The following is an 18,385-nucleotide window of genomic DNA, read 5'->3' as shown; positions in this document are numbered from 1 at the left end:
GACTCCTTCTTTATCAAGCGTAGATTTTTTTCGATTAAGAGGATGTTCAAAAATTCATTAAATGATAATGCGAAACTTGGGTCACTTACTTGTTTCTCCCTGCTTGGCGAATTCAGCACTTTTCCACGTGCAATATGAACTGAAGAAAGCTTTCCTTGGTGCTCTCACTATGCCGACTCGCCCTTCAAGACCAAATTTTTGTAACTTTGAAGACGCACTGTTATCAACGCTTGATCCATTTGTTTAATATTTCTTATCCCCGTGAATACGCAGGAAAAAGTAGGGAACCTTAAAAATGCAAGGGGATTTATTACATGAAATTAATCAGGAGGATTGCTATGGGAATTTTAAGTGGAAATTCTAACGACGAGCCAATGCACTATGGAGAGGTTTACGGAGCTTGGGCTTTTTTAACTGCCGCTAAAGGATCAATCGCTGGCAACCAGACTCATTTAAATCATGCAGGTGATGAAGACCTGCGAAAATTACTTGAAGAAACTATTCAAGAAGGACAAAACGAAGTTAATCAGATTGAAACGCTCTTAAAAAATAATGGGGTTGATATGCCACCAACCCCTCCGGAACGACCTAAAGCTTCCTTGGAAGATATTCCGGTTGGTGCTCGTTTTATGGATCAGGAAATAGCGGCTGCTTTGTCCACGGAGATAGCTGCGGGATTAGTTGCATGCAGTAAGATGATTGGTCAATCCATCCGAGAAGATATTGCAATGATGTTTGAACAAATTCATACGCAAAAGGCATCGCTCGGAGCAAAAGTTCTTAAGCTGAATAAAGAAAAAGGCTGGTTGATTCCTCCTCCATTACATCATGGTACAGCTAAAGATTGATTTGATGAGATTATGAGTTCATATTTAGTCTATGTTTCAAGGTATCAAATTTTTTGTAATCGACATGGAAAATGATCCCGGCACAAATTACCGGGGTCATTTTAGATCCTTCTGCAAGGAAACAATTTTTTAGCGGCCAAATTTTACTGAATTATTGATTCAACTGTTGTTGGTTCAGTTGTTAAACTATTTGAGCGATCTATTGCAGTGTTACCTATTCCCCTATTCCTCCTTGTTAACAAAGAACAGATTTCTAAACTGGTTAAACGTATCAGAACGTAATCCCAGACGTAAGGTCTCCAGTGAGATTACGTCTAATAAAGCAATATTGGCCAGGTTGACATTCGCCCCTACATGTTTAATAAAAAAAGTTTGCATCTTTTTATTTGGTGCTTCAAAGATTAGTCTTTCTAATGGAATACCCGAGTCAGCAATTTGTTCAAAAATATCAATTCGAATATCGCCATTCTCCCGACATATTCCACTTGTTCCGCTTTCTCTCGCTTCAGTGATGACTTTTGATGCACCAGCCTCTATATCCTCATAAATACTTTCAATCCATTCAGTGGAATCCTGATTATTAGCCATGAAAGAATCTTTATGACCAACTTCGCTAAAGACCGTAAATTCATCTGCAAAATCCTTGATGAACCTGGTTTTGTCACGGTTGGATATAGCGACTGTACCATTGGAAATTTCTACATGACTGCAGTTAAACGTTTTGCAATAGTTGTAAAACGATTCAACCTTATCCTGACTCAGAAACTTTTCGAATAACGTACCACCAAAAAAGAATTCTATTCCATGATCCTGCAAACAGGCTATTTTCCGTTCCAAAAAATGGGTCACAACGGATGTACCCCAACCAAACTTTACAAAATCAATATACTCACCCGAGCTACGAATGGTATCCCTGAACAAATTCAAGGGAACTCCATTATCAATGATAACCGTTAACCCTTTTTCTCTTGGTTTTGCTTCCCTTGTTGGTAGTATTAATCCCGATTCCGTCATACATTAACCCTCTCAATCTTTGGAATTTCGCTAGTCGTATTCATCTTCATAACGAAGTCCGTATTGATCTCTTTTAAACAATTATTAATATCTTCACGTAAAAATACCGGATTTTCTTCGTCAAAAAATTTTTCTGCTACATGGGAATGTTTGATTCTTTCTTTTACCTCCTGGGCTGAAATTAAATTTGAACTACCTTCCAGCATACTTTTGATATACTCTGCACAAGCAAGATCATCGTCCCCGCTCGGATGGGAGGCAATAATATGAATCATTTTCCCGTTTACGGCTGCCATTTTTTCTCTAATAAAAGCTGCCGTTTGTTTGGCATTTGAAAATCCGGTAACAAAGACATGCTTGGATGCCAAACAATTTAAAGCAGCCCGTACCCCATTCGTTGTCTTTTGTACAAGTGTTTTTCCTGTAAGATTTAGTTGTTTAATATGAGATGGCGAGTTATCCAAATCGAATCCTTCGATAGCTAAACCATCTACCTCCCCCGCCAGCAGGAAGTCAGGATTTTCCTTTTTTATTTGTAACGCCTGTTCTATTGAATCTGCAAGAAAAATACAATGCACCCCTTGTAAAAAAGCATAATGTGCTACCGTAAATGCACGAATAACATCAATAACAATCGTAATATCAGCAGCTTTAGGGGGTGCCGCATTACCTTGGTAAATGATAATCTGCATTCGTTTTCCCCACTAACCTCTAAAAAATTGGATACAAATTTCGTGTAATTATCCGAACCACATACACTAAGTATATTCGCCTATTATATAGTCGTTACAATTATTTCTAAATCCAGTCTTTAAGAGGATGTTCAAAAAATCACCAAATGACTAACCGGCGAATCTCTTCGTTAGCAGCGGAGGATCTTCTGCTAAAAACTGTCCCACGACAATTACCAACAGCAAAATTCAGTACGTCCTGTTCAAGCCCAGTTCCGGGAGCAACGCCGTCTCGACCATTCAGTGACTTTTTGAACACGTAACTTTAAACAAAATAGGCGTTTTATCTTTAACAAACCTTGATCCATTTGAATACATTTATTTCAGGCAGATACCCACGCAATGGATTATTACGAAAGAATCTCATTGTTAGTTAAATGTTAGGTGGTAAAAAATGGAGGAAAAATTAACGTATGATAACTGGAACGACCAGGTTCAAGCGAAGCTCAACGCACGTTTAAAAGATTTCATGGACGTGATTAAGTGGGCCTTTCAAGTATATGAGGATAAAATCTTGTATTCTTGCAGCTTTGGAGCAGAAGGAATTGTTTTAATTGATCTGATTGCCAAGGTTAACCCCTGCGCAACGATAGTCTTTTTGGATACAGGTTTACATTTTCCCGAAACCTATTCCCTCATCGAAGAAGTGAAACAAAAATATCCCAACCTTAACATAAAAATGGTTAAACCGTCGTTGACTGTGGAGGAGCAGGCAGCTGAATATGGTAACAAACTGTGGGAGCGTCATCCAAATCTATGCTGTCATATCAGAAAAATTCAACCACTGGCGCGGGAGCTATCCCGTGTAGATGCCTGGATTTCCGGGTTAAGACGGGAGCAGTCAATTGGCAGAAGGAATATAGCGTATATTAACAAGGATGATCGATTCAAAAGCATAAAAATTTGCCCGTTAATTCATTGGAAATGGGATGATGTTTGGGAATATATCAAATTAAATAACCTCCCTTACAATAAATTGCATGACAACAATTATCCAAGTATCGGCTGTGAAATGTGTACACTTCCAGTTAAGGATGGAAGAGACGCACGATCGGGCAGATGGGCAAACTTCCAAAAAAGCGAGTGTGGGCTGCACCAATAAGTAGGGGCTGTTTTGAGTGATAACAATACTTTTATTTATCGTTGCTTCCTTTTTTGCTATCAATATTGGTGCAAGCGGTGCCGTAGCATACATGGGAATTGCCTATGGAACTGGTGCAATAAACAAACAAAAATTGCGTTACTAGTTTGTGAGGTAGACGTCTTTTTCGGTGCAATCCTGGGAGGTGGAGAGGGTTGTAAAAACACTGGGGGTCGGGGATTGTCCCTGGGAATGTTATCTCCATTCATGTCGCACCTCATCATCCTTACTTCGGCCTCCATATCTCTTTTTATCGCCAATCTAAGTGGTATTCCTTTGGTTACGGTTAGGGCCGGTATTGCTTTTAATGTACTGTTGTTGAGACATTGACCGTAATTATTATGTATTGGTTACTCTTTCCCTTACTTTCCCTTTTACTGGCATTTTCCGTAAATAAAGTAATCTAAATTATCGACAAGAAGTGATTGAAAGGTAAATGGTTGAAGTTTATGGGTCTATTAGGCATCATAACCGGCTTTTTGGAGACGTTTTCTGCAGGGCTAATACGATTGACCAGGGAAACCTCGTTGGCGGGTTTGTCGCGCTAGGCGCCATTCTTCTCGGTGACAATGTACTTGAAACAAATGGCAAACGGATTACAACTTTGAAACTGATAATTAATTAATCCTAAAAAGGGAACAGGATTTCTACTATTCACCTGTTCCCATTTCTTATGGACACTATTTTTTATTATGATCCTTTTTGTTTGCCTTATTGTACCTTTATACCTCTATTCATATATCTCATCTGCATTTTTATAGCGCAATTTTTCCGAATCAATCCTATCTTCCTCGTGATTGTTTGCGTCTCTATTCTGTTGTCCCTCAGCTCTTTTATCATACTTCATTTCCTGGTTCCGATTACTTTTTCGATTCCTTATCATGTGATAAATTCCTTTCTTGTTAAACTAATTGCACGTATAATTTACCCAGAATTTCTCATTTCAAACGGAAAGGCTAACAACTATACCCTCTATGCTAAAAAGGTCTGTGTTTTCAAAAAGTCACGGCAAGCCATCTCCAGAGTTCACCGCTTCTCATTTGGCAGCTTGTTAAACATCTTTAATAAGCCATGCTAGCATCATGATAATACTTAAATTCCAACAAATTATTTGCCGGATCAAGCAAAAAGAAGGTCAGATGTTCCTCCTGTCTGCCTGCAAACCGTACCATTGGCTCCTTAAAAAAGGGCAGGTCTTCCTTAATTGCCATTTGCAACGCCTTGTCGTACTCTTCCTTGGCTAAAAACGTAATACCAAAGTGGCGCGGGTACATTTTCGGATTTTCGTCTACATGATTCGGACTTAGATGACATACCACCTGGTCACCGAAAAAATCAAAGGTTACGCGATCAGCATACCTCCTTGCAAGCTTGCACCCCAACTTTTCATAAAATTCTACTGTCTCATCTAACTCCTTACATGGTATCGCCAAATGAAACACTTTATTTGTTTCTCTCATATTAATTCCTCCCGCTTTAACTGAGTTGTAAATACTTGGATAACAGCAATTACATAATTCCACCTTTGCAGGCTGTTATTCGGCTGTTTTTTCGCTAAACCTTATACGAGCGGTTTTGCTTCGTGTCAAAAAATATATAAATCTTTTTCCCAATTCCCGTCCTTATGTGTACAAGTAGTGCATATAATGAATGAAGTACAATACAGGAGGAAAAAGATGTTTACCATATTGGAAAAAGCAATTATTGGCATGGCGCTTTTACGGATATTATCAGGATGTATCGAAATATTTGCCGCCTATCTGATGATCCGCTTTAATGAAGTCGAAAAAGCGCTAATTATTAATACTTCACTTGCCTTGATCGGGCCTTTAATTTTGGTAATTACGACTGCGATTGGCATATTTGGCATTGCCGACAAGCTATCATTTGGAAAGTTTTTTTGGATTATTATCGGTGTTGGTTTCATTCTCTACGGTGTAAAAAGCAACTAATCGTTTCTAATCGAGTGAAAAAAATCAATCTTTACCTACATAACGAAATTTTTCTTCTGCTGGCGATCCATTATTCGCCCCAGAATTTCTTCCAAATACATGGAAAATGCTGGGTGGGTGCGCTGCCGCGGCCTTGGTAAATTAATTACCTGATTGAGACTGACCTTTCCGTTTTCAATTAAGATAACCCGATCTGCCATTGCGACTGCTTCTTCCACATCATGTGTTACGAGAATGGAAGTAAACTTATTTTTTTGCCATAATGATGCAATCAGGTCCTGCATTTCGATCCGGGTAAGTGCATCAAGTGCACCTAGTGGTTCATCAAGCAGCAGGAGTGATGGATCATGAACCAATGCCCTTGCCAGTGCTACCCGCTGTTTTTGTCCGCCAGATAGTTTCGCCGGATATTCCTTCATCCGATCTTCAAGCCCGACTTGCCTTAAAGCTATTTTTGCCTTTGCTTTTGCATCCTTTGCCAGGCCGATACAAACATTATCAATAACCCGCTTCCAAGGCAGCAAGCGGCCATCCTGAAACATGATTCGCGCATGTTCATTTAATTGTGTCAGCGGCTTATCATTAATTCGGATTACCCCTTCATTCAGTCTTTCCAGACCTGCAATTAATCGGAGCAATGTACTTTTGCCGCATCCGCTTTTCCCGACAATGGCAACAAATTCTCCTTTATGAATAGAAAGTTCCAATCCATTTAAAACAGTTCGATCGCCGTAACCCTTCTGAACATCTTTAAGCAGTACATGTTCTTTTTGTTCCGGAATTACTTTCACTTGTCTCCATCTCCTTTACCAGCCATTACATATTCCACTGAAGTAACCTCCGTTCCAAATATCTGGCGATAACATCCGATAATTTCCCGAACAAGGCATATAGTACAATACTAAGCACAATGACATCCATCTGCATAAATTCTCTGGCATTCATAGCCATATACCCGATTCCGGAATGCGCTGAAATCGTTTCCGCTACAATCAATGTTAACCACATGACCCCCAGCGAAAAACGAATCCCTACGAGGATGGAGGACATTGCCCCGGGGAGAATAACGTTGAAAAATAGTGCTCCCCCTTTCAGTCCATATGCCCTCCCCATTTCGATTAAACTTTTGTCAACTGATTTAATACCATGATAGGTATTGATATACACTGGAAATAATACCCCTAAAGCCACTAAAAATATTTTCGATGTTTCATCTATTCCAAACCATAGGATGACAAGTGGGATTAATGCCAAATGCGGTATGTTTCTGAGCATTTGGATAGAGGTATCAAAAACGAGGTCAGCAAATCGAAATACACCGTTAAATAAACCAAATAAAAAGCCGATAATCCCGCCAATGAGAAATCCGGCCAGTGCTCTCGTAAGACTGATCGAGACGTGGCTGAATAATTCCCCTGTTGATACCAGCCCAATAGCAGCTTGAAATACCTTTGTCGGAGCTGGTAAAATCCTTTCTGGAAGGGCTCCTGCCCATGAAAGAAGTTGCCATCCCGATAGTAACACCAGCGGAATACACCATGGGATGATTTTCACAGCCGCTTCCTTTCCTTTGGGTCTCACAAGCATGATCCTCCTTCTTTACTTCGATTGTTCTTGCATGACATCCGCTACGTTTATTTTTTTCGGAATAATGTTCAAACGATAAAACGTATCGGCAATTTCCTGTTGCTCCTGGATGATTTCTTCACTAATCGGATCAACACCATAGATGCGTCGCTCGACCGCTTTTTTGATCGCCTCTTCTTCAATATTTAAAATCGGAGCTAGCATCGCAACTAATTCCTCATGATTGTTGTTCGACCAATCAGACGAGTTTTTTATTTCTTCCATAACAACATCGATCAGATCCGCATGATTTTCAGCAAATTGGTCATTCGTAATAAAAAAATCCCGGTCGGTTGTAATCCCTTCCCCATTAACAAGCAGGGATGCATTGGAAAAAAGTTCCGTTGAGGCAGTATATGGATCCCAAACTACCATGGCATCTACATCTCCTTGCTCAAACGCAATTCGTGCATCTCCCGGAGTTAAAAAGGCTGGCGTTATATCTGTGTACTGTAAACTTGAATTTTCCAAAGCCTTCGCAATTAAATAATGGGAGCTGGATCCTTTCGCAAAGCTTACCGTTTTATTTTTTAAGTCGGCAACGGTTTTAATATCTGAATCCTTTGGAACCAGGATGCCGCTTCCTGCAAATTTCGATTTTCCAGCAGCAACAATTACAAACGGTGTACCTGCCGCCTGAGCAAAAATTACTGGAGAATTCCCAGTTCTGCCAAAATCGATACTTCCTGCATTTAATGCTTCAACCAAAGCTGGACCAGCCTGAAATTCTTTCCATTCCACCGTGTATCCAAGCGAATCCAGCCGCTCTTCAAGTGTTCCAAGTGATTTCAGAATGATAAGGGGGCCATTCTTTTGGTAACCAATGCGAATAACATGATCTTGTTCTGTATTAGCAGAAGCATCATCACTCATGCTACAGCCTGTAACAGCAGTCATACATAATAAGCCAATTAGCAGCAATGAAATCTTCTTTCTCATATCCCTTAACCTCATCCTTTTTTAATTTATATCTGTTTTTAGCCTATGTATAAATCATTCGCTGGTTCCTGTCCCGGATAAATTCGATACGGGATAATTTTTTCCTTTTTAGGAAAACTAAATTTACAAAAATAGAGGGGGTAATGTAATGAGCAAATTAAACGGTAATCCACAGGAGGAGCCGCTTCATTCTGGAGAAGTTTTTCATCTATGGTCATATCTATACGGATCAAAGGCTGTTCTGGTGACAATGCAGGTTTTAATTAATCATACAGGTGATCATGATTTAAAGGTGTTTCTCGAGGATCTTGTAGAAAGCGGCTTTACCCAGGAGGAGCAGCAGGTTGAAGCAATCATAAAGGAAACTGGGATTCGCTTGCCGCCTGCCCCTCCAGACCGTCCCAATGTAGAAGTACAGGATATCCCGGCAGGAGCTCGATTTAATGATCCGGAAATTGCTGGCCTTGTGCAAAAAGAATTGACAACAGGAAAAATATTATGCAGCTACATCATGGGGATTTCTTTTCGGGAAGACATCAGGACCATGTTCGGCGAATTCCATACCCAAAAAGAGGAATATGAAGTGAAACTTATGGGGATTACCAAGGAAAAAGGCTGGATCGTTTCTCCACCAATCAATTTAAAATAAAGGGTAGCTTTATTTTCCCCTGCTAAATGTTCGTTGAACGAACAGATTACGGGCAGTTCATCCCTCATTTATGTTTTTTGAATCTTGATGTGGGGGTTTACTGCCTGCCTTAGATGGGATAAATCTATATGTCAAGGAGTTGGCGAAAAAGTGCAATCCAAAAATAAGGGCATGACCATCATAGCCATCGGGTCTATCCCACTTATTATGACGTTGGGCAATTCGATGTTAATACCAATGCTCCCGGAAATGAAAGCTTCCTTAAAGCTTTCGCAAATGCAAGTTAGTTTGACTATTACCGTTTTTTCGATCGCAGCAGCTATTCTTATTCCGATTATCGGGTATCTTTCCGATCGGTTTTCACGAAAAATTATTATTGTTCCTTCCCTCGTTCTGTTTGGACTGGGCGGATTACTTGCTGGAGTTGGCGCTGCTTTTTTTGCAAATTCTTATATGTGGATTCTGATTGGCAGGACGATACAAGGAATTGGTGCAGCAGGTACAGCACCAATCGCAATGGCCTTGACAGGGGATTTATTTAAAGGGAGCGAACAAAGCCGTGTACTCGGAATTTTCGAAGCATCCAATGGACTTGGAAAAGTTTTATCCCCTGTTCTTGGGTCGCTCTTTGCCCTGATTACATGGTTTTCCGTCTTTTTTGTGTTTCCGGTAATAAGCTTGATTTCCGCTTTACTTGTATGGATTTTTATTAAAGAAAAGAGCAATCGGCAGGCACCCCCACCCTTCCCTAAATATGTCCGGGGTTTATTAAGTGTGTTTAAGCATGAAGGAAGATGGATTTTCACTACATATCTTGCAGGTGGAACATGTTTATTTACCTTGTTTGGGATCCTGTTCTATTTATCGGATGTTCTGGAAAAGGTATATAAAATTGACGGCTTTATGAAAGGTCTTATCCTGGCAATTCCATTACTTGTTATGGTAACTACATCTTATATTACCGGAAATAGAATCGGCAAGAACCTAGAACGAATGAAGAAATTGTCCGTTATCGGCTTTTGCCTGATGACGATTTCCTATGGATCACTAGTATTTCTGGAAAAACTAACCCCATTTCTGCTCGTACTTGCAATCAGCAGTGTTGGGGCAGGACTTATTCTGCCATGTGTGAACAGTATTATTACCGGTGCTGTTGGGAAAGAACGCCGGGGATTTGTCACATCATTGTATGGGTCTGTCCGCTTTCTCGGTGTCGCGCTAGGTCCCCCGATCTTTTCCCGTTTAATGGACTGGTCAAGAACCGGCATGTTCCTATCGATCGCAGTGTTCACACTGCTTGTTGGTTTGCTTGTGCTCACATTGCTTCATGTAAAGGGTAAAGATGGAAAGGAAAACAAAAATACTGTCTTTCGTTACGACTATATGTAATGTTATGGTTTCTTTCTCCAGCCAAGTGTATAAGCTTGATGAAACGTCAAATTACACACATAATCCACTAATTTTGTCGAAATCCATTGACTGGCAAAAGCGAGTAAAATTATTTTCCAGTCAATAATCATTGCGGTAATAAGAAAAACAAGACAATTGATATAAAATAGCGGCTTTCCAGGCAGGATCTCCCGTCCAGAGGCAATAATCAGGGCAACTACTCCCACTCCACCATTGGAGACCTCCTGGCGCATCAGCATCCCGATTCCGGTTCCCAGGAAAACAGAACCAAGTATCAGGTCGACCATCAGGTTTCGATCTGGGACGGAAACACTTTGCTCGAAAAACTCGATCGAAACAGATGTCATCGTGATACCGACAATTGTCCACAATACGAATCGTTTGCCAAAATAATTTACACCGAGGAGAAGCATGGAAAAATTGACAATCCAAAGTGCCAATCCGTCACTAATGCCAAACCAGTAGTTCAGCAGGATGGCAATTCCGCCAGCCCCACCTGATGGTATCGAATTAGGAAATAAAAACAGACCCATCCCCAGTCCTTGCATGGCTCCGCCTGTTAATACCAGTGCATTTTTTATCATGAATTGTTTCATGGGGTTCCTCCTTATCAGGAACAGGTTTCGATTGTGGTGTGGACAACTCTTCCTCCTATACTTATTCAGCCAGTCCGGGAAAAATGATTGGGAAGTTTTCGTATTTGGGGTATATAAACAAACCATGGATTTTACCCAGACATATGATAATAAAGAGTATTCCAATTGATTTGTATACAAGAGGAGGAGATGGTAATCATGCTAGTGGAAAGGAGAAATAGGGGATTTCGTCCGCGGTTTTGCTTGTTTCCAGGTTACAATTGGTGCGGACCGGGCTGCAGTGGTCCGGGAGCACCGGTAAACGCTGTTGACGCAGCTTGTAAAGCGCATGATTTGTGCTACCGGAAATATGGCCCGTCATGCGGATGTGATCAAGAATTTCTTTATCGCCTGCGTCCACTGATAAACCCTCATACACCAGAAGGACGCCATGCCCGAACCCTCTATCGGTACATGAGGCTGCAATCGCTTTTTACGTGTTAAATATGGTAATGCGAAGCGGGAACATTTAACAAGTGTCCTCGCTTGTTTAAACCGTTAGTGTTCAAACCTTTTGTTGTATGACAAATCTAAACATTACGTAGATTGATTTGACACCTGCTCAATCGACTGCACAAACAACCCCTCCCCTTCCAGCCATTCGGCAATAAAAACATCTTGATAATGATTTATTCCTTGTGCTTGAAGCTGCAATTTCAACCATTCCTCGTTCCGGCCAAACTCTTTTAATTCATCTCGTAACAATTCCCCGTCACGTATAAGTGTGATGGGAATATGTACAGGCTTTTCCGGAAGATTCAAATCCTGTTGCTGAGCTTTTTGTTTTGGTGATTTTTTTAATATGCTGATCGAACCGTTAGCTTCCAGATAACAGTATGCCACTTCACGTATTGAAAAAGTCTCGGACTGGCGCAGAAGACTTTGAAGCTGATTAAGATTCATCTTGTTTTTCTTTAACTGATCCCGATTGATAACCCCATTCCGAATTAATACAGATGGTTTCCCTTCAAATAGCTTTCTCATCTTTAAATATTTCTGTCCTAATGCTTCTACCACGAACAACAACAATGCCCACAATGTCATGGAAAAAATGATGTAACCAACACCTATTTTTTGATCGTATAACGCATTTCCCAACAGTTCACCCAAGACAATCGAACCTATAAACATAAACGGTGTAATTTGATTAATAATTTTTTTACCAAGGATCTTAATAAGAATAAACAATAGAGCAAATCCTACAACTAATTCAAGGGTTAAATAACCAATGTTCATTTGTTTACAACTCCTAACATTTCTAGCTACTATGATCATAACCATTTTTATTAAGCGGTAATCTGTTAAAAGGTGAACAACCTGTAAGCAGCTGGGATCATAAACAGTCCGGAAATTATGGTATAGTTAAGTCTAATGGGAGAAAATTTGTCAAAATAGGAGAACATCATGGGAATAACAAGTTATGCAAAATTTTCACTATACAAGAATGCCGTTTTTTCATTGACCTTACCTTTACAAAAAGAAGAAATCGTTGCGAAAAAATTTTTACTGGAGCAATCTCCTGATGCGAAGCTGTCAATATATTACGCACCGGTTGAATATATAAATGATGATGCTGCCATCCTGATTGTTGGTATTACACCGGGTTTTCATCAAATGCAAAAGGCTTACACGAAAGCGATACAGCTGAAAGTCGAGGGATTGAATAATGAAACGATACTTCATCAAGCGAAACTTGCCTCAAGTTATCAAGGCACGATGCGGAAAAATTTGATTCAAATGCTTGACGAATTAAGTTTGCCTGATTATTTGGGATTAGCATCTGCGGCAGAATTGTTTGGTGATGCAAATCATTTGCTTCATACAACTGGGCTGATCCCTTACCCTGTCTTTTATAAGAACAAAAATTATACTGGTTCCACCCCTGACTTGCTTGCGAATAACATACTCAGCCGCTATGTGATGGAATGTTTTGTGAACGATGCAGCCCGCCTTAAAAAGCCAGTAATCATTCCATTGGGTGTAACAGTTGCAAAGGTTTTGTCCCATCTTGCTGCAAAAAGCCTTTTCGATGATACATACTTGCTTACCGGATTTCCCCATCCATCAGGTGCAAATGGCCACCGTCACCGACAATTTGCACTAAATAAAGAGCGGATGAGAAAGAAATTAGCTGTTTATTTTAGCTAACGTGAACAGAACTTTTAGCATCTGTGAATCATCCAAATCTTTTAATACATGGGGGAAACAGTTCTGAGACAAGTTAATTTTCTAATATAACTAATATAAGATGCTGTTCAACATCACGATAAGCGGCGATTCCCTTCGTTGGGTTGGGGCGAGCAGGACGTGGTGTTCTACTCGACCTCGATTTTTTTGAGTACGCGTTATAAAGGAAAGGAGATTGGCTAATGAAGTATCTTGACTGGCATATGATTTTTTTTACCGGAGTGACACTCGTCCATGATTATTGGATCTTTTGGGGACTCCCGCAAATTCACTATTGGGAAATGAAACAGACATATCCTGTTATTGGCAATGACGACAAAGATGACGGAAATAAGGCTGCATAACCATTTGCCCCAGGGATACCCTGAGGCTTTTTGAAAAGGAAAAATACTAATTGCGGAACGGAAATTACTCATTAACCAACTATCGGCTACTCTCCATAAGATCTCTCCCTTTCTCATAAAACTGCTTCCGGTCTGTTTCCGGTACAAGCGCACCGCCTGTTGCCCACGCAATGTGGGTTGCTTGTTCAGCGTTCAGGTTATGTTTTTCCATGTATGTTGTTTGTGCTATTTTACCAGGACCCGGCAGCCCTGCGGCGGCTGACGGTTCTACGTAAATGTCCTCACTGGCAGCAAGCGTAAATAGTAATTTATACAATTCGTCATCCTCTATCGTATAAATACCACTTATTAAATGTTCGCTTATCGAGGTAGCAAAGCGGGAAGGCCTGCCAACCGCTAATCCGTCAGCAGCTGTTCGGTTGTCAATTCCAAAGTCCTGAACTGATACTTTTTCTTTCTCACCTGTTAAGAGCCCAATTAATACAGATGGAGAATGGGTTGGTTCAACAAAAAAACAGTGAACATGATCACCAAATACTTGTTTCAACCCGAAGGTAATACCACCTGGTGACCCACCTACACCACATGGTAAATAAACAAATAACGGATGTTCATGATCTACTTTGATTTGTTTTTCATCCAGCTGTTTTTGTAAATGCAGTGCGGCTACACTATATCCTAAAAACAGATGTTTGGAATCCTCATCATCAACAAAATATCCAAGTGGATTTTCTTGTGTTTTTTGTCGGCCTTTACTAATTGCCTCACTAAAATCACCGGGAAATTCCAGTACCGTTGCACCTTTTTCCCGAAGCAAGTCTTTTTTCCATTGCTTTGCCTCCCGGGACATATAAACAGATACATGAAACCCCAATTTTGCACTGATTATCCCGATACTCAATCCCAAATTTCCGGTTGAGCCAACACCAATGGAATATTTTTGAAAGAACGATTTTAATTTTTCACTGGCAAACACCGCATAATTCGTTTCTTTCGTAACAAGACCTGCATCCAATGCCGATTTTTCCGCATGCTGTAATACCTCGTAAATACCACCTCTAGCTTTAATCGAGCCAGCAATTGGCAGCTGATTATCGCACTTCAGATATAGTTCACCTGCAAAAGGCAAAGCGAAATCATTGGTAAGCTTTTCCTTCATGGAAGAGATTTCACGTAATGGTGATTCGATTATACCATTTGTTTCCGGAAACGCCTGTTGCAAAAAGGGGATAAAGCGCCTCCACAACTGCTCCGCTTCTTCTATGTCAGTTTTATTCACAGCTAACGATGGTAAATTCTGAACCTGTTTTATTTGTGGGTTTAACCAAAAAACTGGATGTAAAGCGGTAATATCATGTAATAAAGGATAATGATTTTTCCAGTACTGTAGCTCCTGCTCTGTAAATGCCATTATATTTCAACCTTTCTGTTCAAATGCAATCGATCGGGATTTTTGCGAGTTCGATCGGGTCTTTTGCACATTCGATCGGGATTTTGTGCACTCGATCGGGGCTTTTGCACATTCGATCGGGATTTTTGTGCGTTCGATCGGGCATTTGTTATTATTAATGTTAACATATACCATATTTTTAAAAATAACCTGACGTGATAAAAGGAAAATTTTAATAGATTTTTACCAAAAAGATCAAGAGTTAATTTTACAAAAGGGGACAAATTACCTATGTGAGATAAAACATCTCACCACATAAAAAATCAGGAGGGTCTCCAATGAACAACCGTGACAATAACAATCGCGATCGTCAAAAGAACCGTAACAATGATAACAATCGCAATCAGGATATAAATAATGTTGAATTTGCGAATGAAAATGAGTTCCTTGATGAGAGAGACTTTGACGATAATAACAGACAACGCAATAACGACCGACGAAATAACCGTAAATAGGTAGTTAGTTTTTCTCCTATGGAAACCTGTATAACGAATCACCCGTTCGTGATGCAGGTTTTCTTTACGAATTAGTAAAAAGGAGGACATTAATCATGCAATTAGCGTCCCATGAATTAAATGATTTAAGTGAACTTATTACGGGCTGTTACAATACTGTCAATTGTATGGCCGGCTTTATTAATCAGGCACAGGATCCGGAGTTGAAGGAGCTATTACAAAGGCATTTCCCTCTTCATGTGCAGGATTATAATTTAAAGGTTGAATTTGTCCAAAGTCAAACGACGCCGGATATTACAAAATTCAAACCAGCAGATCTAAAACCGATGTTAGATTCCTTTACACAGGCACCCGTGAACGAATTTGCCTCTGCTACCCCGAGAACGGTCGTCCAGCAGCACAACGACCGGGAAATCGCGACCGCCTATTTAATTAATCAAAAGGGAAGTGCGAAAAATTATGCCGCATCGGCTGTTGAGTGTGCAAATCCGGATTTACGAGCGTTTTTGGAAAATGCCTTCTTAAATAGTAGTCACCATGCATATGAAATGTGGCAATATATGACGAAAAAAGGTTATTATCCACTTATGCCTGCTCCACAAAATGCCATTGAAACAGTTGCTTCCATGTATCAGCCGGTACAGCAATAACCTTCTGAAAAGAAGCAGGGCACCCACTTTTGTGGCTGCCCGCTCATATAAACTGCGTGCCCAATTTGACTTTCCCTTTGTTGCACTAAAAATCAAGTTGATGCATTCAAGACATTTAACACTACATTCCTTTTGTTCGACCATCCTCTTACACGTAAAGATCGAACATATTAACGTCGTAGCCAAGTTGCTTTAAATAATTAAAAAATTGTCCTCGATGATGGAAAAAATGGGAAACCTCTTCAACAAGCCAATGCGCTTGAGTGGCTCCTTCATCGAGATAAAATGGTTTTGTTTTCTTTGTTAAAAGGTCTTGATCAGACAGTGATAGCATGAATGTTTTAAAGGTGGAAAAGCCCTCCTTCATCGCAGCAATCATCGTTTCCGATGATCCCAATTTTTCATACCTCGTTTCCAGGTCTTGAATCGTTTGTTGATCTTTTTCTTGCCAAAGATTAAGATCCACCTCTGGTATGGAAACAATGTGGTTTGCAAGCTCCTTAAGATTGCGCATGTTTTCCGCGGGGCGATAATCCCAATCATCTGCTTTTACCTTTTGCAGCAAACCGGCCATGGAGCGGATGCCGACTTCAAGCTCTTCTAACAGTTCATTTCTTAATATGCTTACAGCGTTCACTACGATCATTCCTTCCCTTATTTGATTTCCTATTGAATATAACATCGAATAGTGACAAATCGTGTCATCATTCGGGAAAAATTTTTAATAAAAAGATCAGCTGTAGTGTTTCGTTAGGGTTTCCAATTTTTGTTTTATGTACGAAACGGCCTCGGGAGGTTCCTTTATGGACGCTTCGATACCGAAATTCCAAATAAGATCGACAAAATAAGTAAGCTCCGACTTCGGAATTTCCGTATCAATCCATCCTGTCCCGTTCTTGCGTATTTTTACAATATGTTCCAAATCAATATCCGATAGTGCACGCCGGACACCTTCTCGTGTGAGCTCTATAACAAAAGGAACTGGATCGGGGCACCCCTTTTCGGATAATCGAAGCCAGTCAATAACGGATTTATAAGGCAAGTTCTGTAACGTTTCCGCCTTCGTTCGCACGGCGTTTTTTATTCGGTCAGCACGAAATAAGCGAACGGCATGGTGCCGAAAGCAAAACGCGGGACAGTACCAAAACCCGTTGTAGCTATACAGACCAATCGGTTGAATGGTTCTTTCCGTGATACCATCTCGACCGTCATAATCGATCAACAGCGCTGATTGATCAATTGCGGATTCTAAAATCAATTCCAGATGTTCTGCTGGCTGAGCACGGTTAGGATTCCAGAAGACGATCCGGTCTTTCATAGCGTCGATGCGGGATTTTGCGTCTTCAGGTAAATATTGATAAAACTTTTTTAAAACAAAACCGGTTTCCGTTGCAAAAGGAAGAGATCCAAAAAATTGCAAGGACTGATAAGCAAAAAACAGAGTAACTGCTTCCGATTCCTTTAAAAATACCGGCGGAAGCATCCGATCGTTTAACACATAATAACCACCGTCAGCACCGACTTCGGAGTAAAGCGGAACACCGAACGTACTCAATTCGTCCAGGTCACGGAGCATGGTACGATAAGAAACACCAAATTCCGCCGCCAACTCTTTTGCCGTGAATCGCCGTTTGGTATTCACGGTCATCATTAATTCAATTAAGCGTTGTGTTTTCGACATTTCAGCACTTTCAACCCTTTACTTTTGTAATACTATTTTGTCTAAGTATAGTTCAAAAAGATAATTTGTTCCATAAATCCCTAATGTTTTCTCTTAAAAAACTTTAAACAACCATTAAATAAAGGTCGATTTCCTTCAATGTAGGATACCGACCTTTTAATTTCCCATGGGACAGCCATGCGTAGTTGTTAATAGAAAGCTTGAATTTAACTTTGTTTATATTGTGGTTCCTCTGTTTGCATGTACTGTAATCGTGTTTTTAAATTATCAAGGATAACCTGTTGCTGCTGGGCAATATTTTGATACATTTGTTTCGCATTTTGGTCTTGTGTCTCTAAAGCAAAACTGTGTAAATTTGCCAAGGTACTTTCACAGCTTGAAAGCATTCAAAGGGGGATAACACACACGAATGAAAAATCGTGGGATAAAGCATTGGATGAGACTAAAAATATTGATGATTATCTGTATGTAATCAGTTACCGCTACGATCAGAAAAAGGTGAACAAACTAAACAGCCATGTAGATGAACTGGAAAAATCACTCATTATAATGGACAAAGAAAAATCCAAGAAAACATGGAATAAAGTGAAAAAAAGATGGAATGAACTAAAAGCAGATAGGTAATTAGTGATGTTAATATTTTACTGCCGCCAGACCTAGTTTATAATAAATA

The 18,385-nt window shown here is 40.1% G+C and carries 26 protein-coding genes; 13 read left to right on the top strand and 13 right to left on the bottom strand.

Going from position 1 to position 18,385, the window contains the following annotated elements; all coding sequences use genetic code 11:
• The first annotated feature begins 338 nt into the window (after positions 1–338).
• Positions 339–848: a DUF3231 family protein gene (locus tag IEX12_RS03080; protein WP_155554330.1), complete on the top strand. Its 510-nt coding sequence runs from the start codon at positions 339–341 to the stop codon at positions 846–848.
• Positions 849–1,070: 222 nt separating this feature from the next.
• Here IEX12_RS03080 and IEX12_RS03075 read toward each other — a convergent pair whose 3' ends face one another.
• Positions 1,071–1,862, bottom strand: coding sequence for a phosphosulfolactate synthase (locus IEX12_RS03075; RefSeq protein WP_088050344.1), 792 nt, complete (start codon positions 1,860–1,862; stop codon positions 1,071–1,073).
• Positions 1,859–2,554, bottom strand: coding sequence for a 2-phosphosulfolactate phosphatase (locus IEX12_RS03070; protein WP_088050343.1), 696 nt, complete (start codon positions 2,552–2,554; stop codon positions 1,859–1,861). The genes IEX12_RS03075 and IEX12_RS03070 overlap by 4 nt, the downstream gene beginning before the upstream one ends.
• Before the next feature lie 433 nt (positions 2,555–2,987).
• Between IEX12_RS03070 and IEX12_RS03065 the strand changes: the two genes are divergently transcribed.
• From IEX12_RS03065 to IEX12_RS03060, 3 genes are all read left to right on the top strand, one after another.
• Positions 2,988–3,695 carry a phosphoadenylyl-sulfate reductase gene (locus IEX12_RS03065; RefSeq protein ID WP_088050342.1) on the top strand — a complete coding sequence of 236 codons (708 nt, stop codon included), beginning with the start codon at positions 2,988–2,990 and terminating at the stop codon, positions 3,693–3,695.
• Positions 3,696–3,711: 16 nt separating this feature from the next.
• Complete coding sequence (locus tag IEX12_RS23240) at positions 3,712–3,840, top strand: hypothetical protein (protein WP_268811313.1); 129 nt, start codon at positions 3,712–3,714, stop codon at positions 3,838–3,840.
• 330 nt (positions 3,841–4,170) lie between these two features.
• Positions 4,171–4,359: a hypothetical protein gene (locus IEX12_RS03060; RefSeq protein WP_088050341.1), complete on the top strand. Its 189-nt coding sequence runs from the start codon at positions 4,171–4,173 to the stop codon at positions 4,357–4,359.
• A 105-nt stretch (positions 4,360–4,464) separates the two neighbouring features.
• Here IEX12_RS03060 and IEX12_RS03055 read toward each other — a convergent pair whose 3' ends face one another.
• Together IEX12_RS03055 and IEX12_RS03050 are read right to left on the bottom strand one after the other, a co-directional pair.
• Positions 4,465–4,617 carry a hypothetical protein gene (locus tag IEX12_RS03055; protein ID WP_155554331.1) on the bottom strand — a complete coding sequence of 51 codons (153 nt, stop codon included), beginning with the start codon at positions 4,615–4,617 and terminating at the stop codon, positions 4,465–4,467.
• Between the two features lie 178 nt (positions 4,618–4,795).
• Positions 4,796–5,194 (bottom strand): VOC family protein, encoded by a 399-nt coding sequence (locus tag IEX12_RS03050; protein WP_088050340.1) that lies wholly within the window; start codon positions 5,192–5,194, stop codon positions 4,796–4,798.
• Positions 5,195–5,410: 216 nt separating this feature from the next.
• Here IEX12_RS03050 and IEX12_RS03045 point away from each other — a divergent pair, with 216 nt between their 5' ends.
• The gene (locus IEX12_RS03045; RefSeq protein WP_088050339.1) at positions 5,411–5,686 is read left to right on the top strand and encodes a YqhV family protein; all 276 of its coding nucleotides are present in this window, start codon (positions 5,411–5,413) and stop codon (positions 5,684–5,686) included.
• A gap of 35 nt (positions 5,687–5,721) precedes the next feature.
• Here the strand turns inward: IEX12_RS03045 and IEX12_RS03040 are convergent, their stop codons facing one another.
• The 3 genes from IEX12_RS03040 to IEX12_RS03030 are packed head-to-tail and all read right to left on the bottom strand — an operon-like array spanning position 5,722 to position 8,251.
• Positions 5,722–6,477 carry an ATP-binding cassette domain-containing protein gene (locus IEX12_RS03040; protein ID WP_088050338.1) on the bottom strand — a complete coding sequence of 252 codons (756 nt, stop codon included), beginning with the start codon at positions 6,475–6,477 and terminating at the stop codon, positions 5,722–5,724.
• Between the two features lie 25 nt (positions 6,478–6,502).
• Positions 6,503–7,273, bottom strand: coding sequence for an ABC transporter permease subunit (locus tag IEX12_RS03035; protein WP_088050337.1), 771 nt, complete (start codon positions 7,271–7,273; stop codon positions 6,503–6,505).
• Positions 7,274–7,285: 12 nt separating this feature from the next.
• Positions 7,286–8,251 (bottom strand): aliphatic sulfonate ABC transporter substrate-binding protein, encoded by a 966-nt coding sequence (locus IEX12_RS03030; protein WP_088050336.1) that lies wholly within the window; start codon positions 8,249–8,251, stop codon positions 7,286–7,288.
• Positions 8,252–8,399: 148 nt separating this feature from the next.
• Here IEX12_RS03030 and IEX12_RS03025 point away from each other — a divergent pair, with 148 nt between their 5' ends.
• Together IEX12_RS03025 and IEX12_RS03020 are read left to right on the top strand one after the other, a co-directional pair.
• Complete coding sequence (locus tag IEX12_RS03025) at positions 8,400–8,900, top strand: DUF3231 family protein (protein WP_088050335.1); 501 nt, start codon at positions 8,400–8,402, stop codon at positions 8,898–8,900.
• Between the two features lie 171 nt (positions 8,901–9,071).
• Positions 9,072–10,289, top strand: coding sequence for an MFS transporter (locus tag IEX12_RS03020; RefSeq protein WP_230856021.1), 1,218 nt, complete (start codon positions 9,072–9,074; stop codon positions 10,287–10,289).
• Positions 10,290–10,291: 2 nt separating this feature from the next.
• Here the strand turns inward: IEX12_RS03020 and IEX12_RS03015 are convergent, their stop codons facing one another.
• Entirely contained in the window at positions 10,292–10,906 is a 615-nt protein-coding gene (locus tag IEX12_RS03015) for a YitT family protein (RefSeq protein ID WP_102415209.1), read from the bottom strand.
• A gap of 189 nt (positions 10,907–11,095) precedes the next feature.
• Here IEX12_RS03015 and IEX12_RS03010 point away from each other — a divergent pair, with 189 nt between their 5' ends.
• Positions 11,096–11,389, top strand: coding sequence for a phospholipase (locus tag IEX12_RS03010; protein ID WP_308777255.1), 294 nt, complete (start codon positions 11,096–11,098; stop codon positions 11,387–11,389).
• Positions 11,390–11,482: 93 nt separating this feature from the next.
• On the opposite strand, the gene IEX12_RS03005 is transcribed toward IEX12_RS03010, so the two are convergent.
• The gene (locus IEX12_RS03005; protein WP_088050331.1) at positions 11,483–12,181 is read right to left on the bottom strand and encodes a DUF421 domain-containing protein; all 699 of its coding nucleotides are present in this window, start codon (positions 12,179–12,181) and stop codon (positions 11,483–11,485) included.
• A gap of 168 nt (positions 12,182–12,349) precedes the next feature.
• On the opposite strand from IEX12_RS03005, the gene IEX12_RS03000 reads away from it, so the two are divergent.
• Entirely contained in the window at positions 12,350–13,093 is a 744-nt protein-coding gene (locus IEX12_RS03000) for a hypothetical protein (protein WP_088050330.1), read from the top strand.
• Between the two features lie 221 nt (positions 13,094–13,314).
• Complete coding sequence (locus IEX12_RS02995; RefSeq protein WP_188724632.1) at positions 13,315–13,476, top strand: hypothetical protein; 162 nt, start codon at positions 13,315–13,317, stop codon at positions 13,474–13,476.
• Between the two features lie 79 nt (positions 13,477–13,555).
• Here IEX12_RS02995 and dsdA read toward each other — a convergent pair whose 3' ends face one another.
• Complete coding sequence (dsdA, locus tag IEX12_RS02990) at positions 13,556–14,887, bottom strand: D-serine ammonia-lyase (RefSeq protein WP_088050329.1); 1,332 nt, start codon at positions 14,885–14,887, stop codon at positions 13,556–13,558.
• Between the two features lie 317 nt (positions 14,888–15,204).
• On the opposite strand from dsdA, the gene IEX12_RS02985 reads away from it, so the two are divergent.
• Both IEX12_RS02985 and IEX12_RS02980 read left to right on the top strand, forming a co-directional pair.
• Positions 15,205–15,381: a hypothetical protein gene (locus IEX12_RS02985; RefSeq protein WP_188724631.1), complete on the top strand. Its 177-nt coding sequence runs from the start codon at positions 15,205–15,207 to the stop codon at positions 15,379–15,381.
• Between the two features lie 95 nt (positions 15,382–15,476).
• On the top strand, positions 15,477–16,031 hold the full coding sequence (locus tag IEX12_RS02980; RefSeq protein WP_088050328.1) for a spore coat protein: 555 nt from the start codon (positions 15,477–15,479) through the stop codon (positions 16,029–16,031).
• Positions 16,032–16,179: 148 nt separating this feature from the next.
• On the opposite strand, the gene IEX12_RS02975 is transcribed toward IEX12_RS02980, so the two are convergent.
• The 3 genes from IEX12_RS02975 to IEX12_RS02965 all read right to left on the bottom strand — a co-directional run bounded on the left by IEX12_RS02975 (position 16,180) and on the right by IEX12_RS02965 (position 18,098).
• Positions 16,180–16,677, bottom strand: coding sequence for a DinB family protein (locus IEX12_RS02975; RefSeq protein WP_235000393.1), 498 nt, complete (start codon positions 16,675–16,677; stop codon positions 16,180–16,182).
• A gap of 87 nt (positions 16,678–16,764) precedes the next feature.
• Positions 16,765–17,712: a helix-turn-helix transcriptional regulator gene (locus tag IEX12_RS02970; RefSeq protein WP_088050326.1), complete on the bottom strand. Its 948-nt coding sequence runs from the start codon at positions 17,710–17,712 to the stop codon at positions 16,765–16,767.
• 206 nt (positions 17,713–17,918) lie between these two features.
• Positions 17,919–18,098, bottom strand: coding sequence for a DUF1657 domain-containing protein (locus IEX12_RS02965; RefSeq protein ID WP_088050325.1), 180 nt, complete (start codon positions 18,096–18,098; stop codon positions 17,919–17,921).
• Between the two features lie 46 nt (positions 18,099–18,144).
• On the opposite strand from IEX12_RS02965, the gene IEX12_RS02960 reads away from it, so the two are divergent.
• Entirely contained in the window at positions 18,145–18,336 is a 192-nt protein-coding gene (locus tag IEX12_RS02960; protein WP_088050324.1) for a hypothetical protein, read from the top strand.
• Positions 18,337–18,385: the final 49 nt, after the last annotated feature.

It is taken from the genome of Lentibacillus populi, from assembly GCA_014642895.1.
Taxonomy (GTDB): domain Bacteria; phylum Bacillota; class Bacilli; order Bacillales; family Amphibacillaceae; genus Lentibacillus_C; species Lentibacillus_C populi.
Note: the sequence above shows the minus strand (reverse complement) of the source record. Positions and strands in the feature narration are given on the sequence as shown.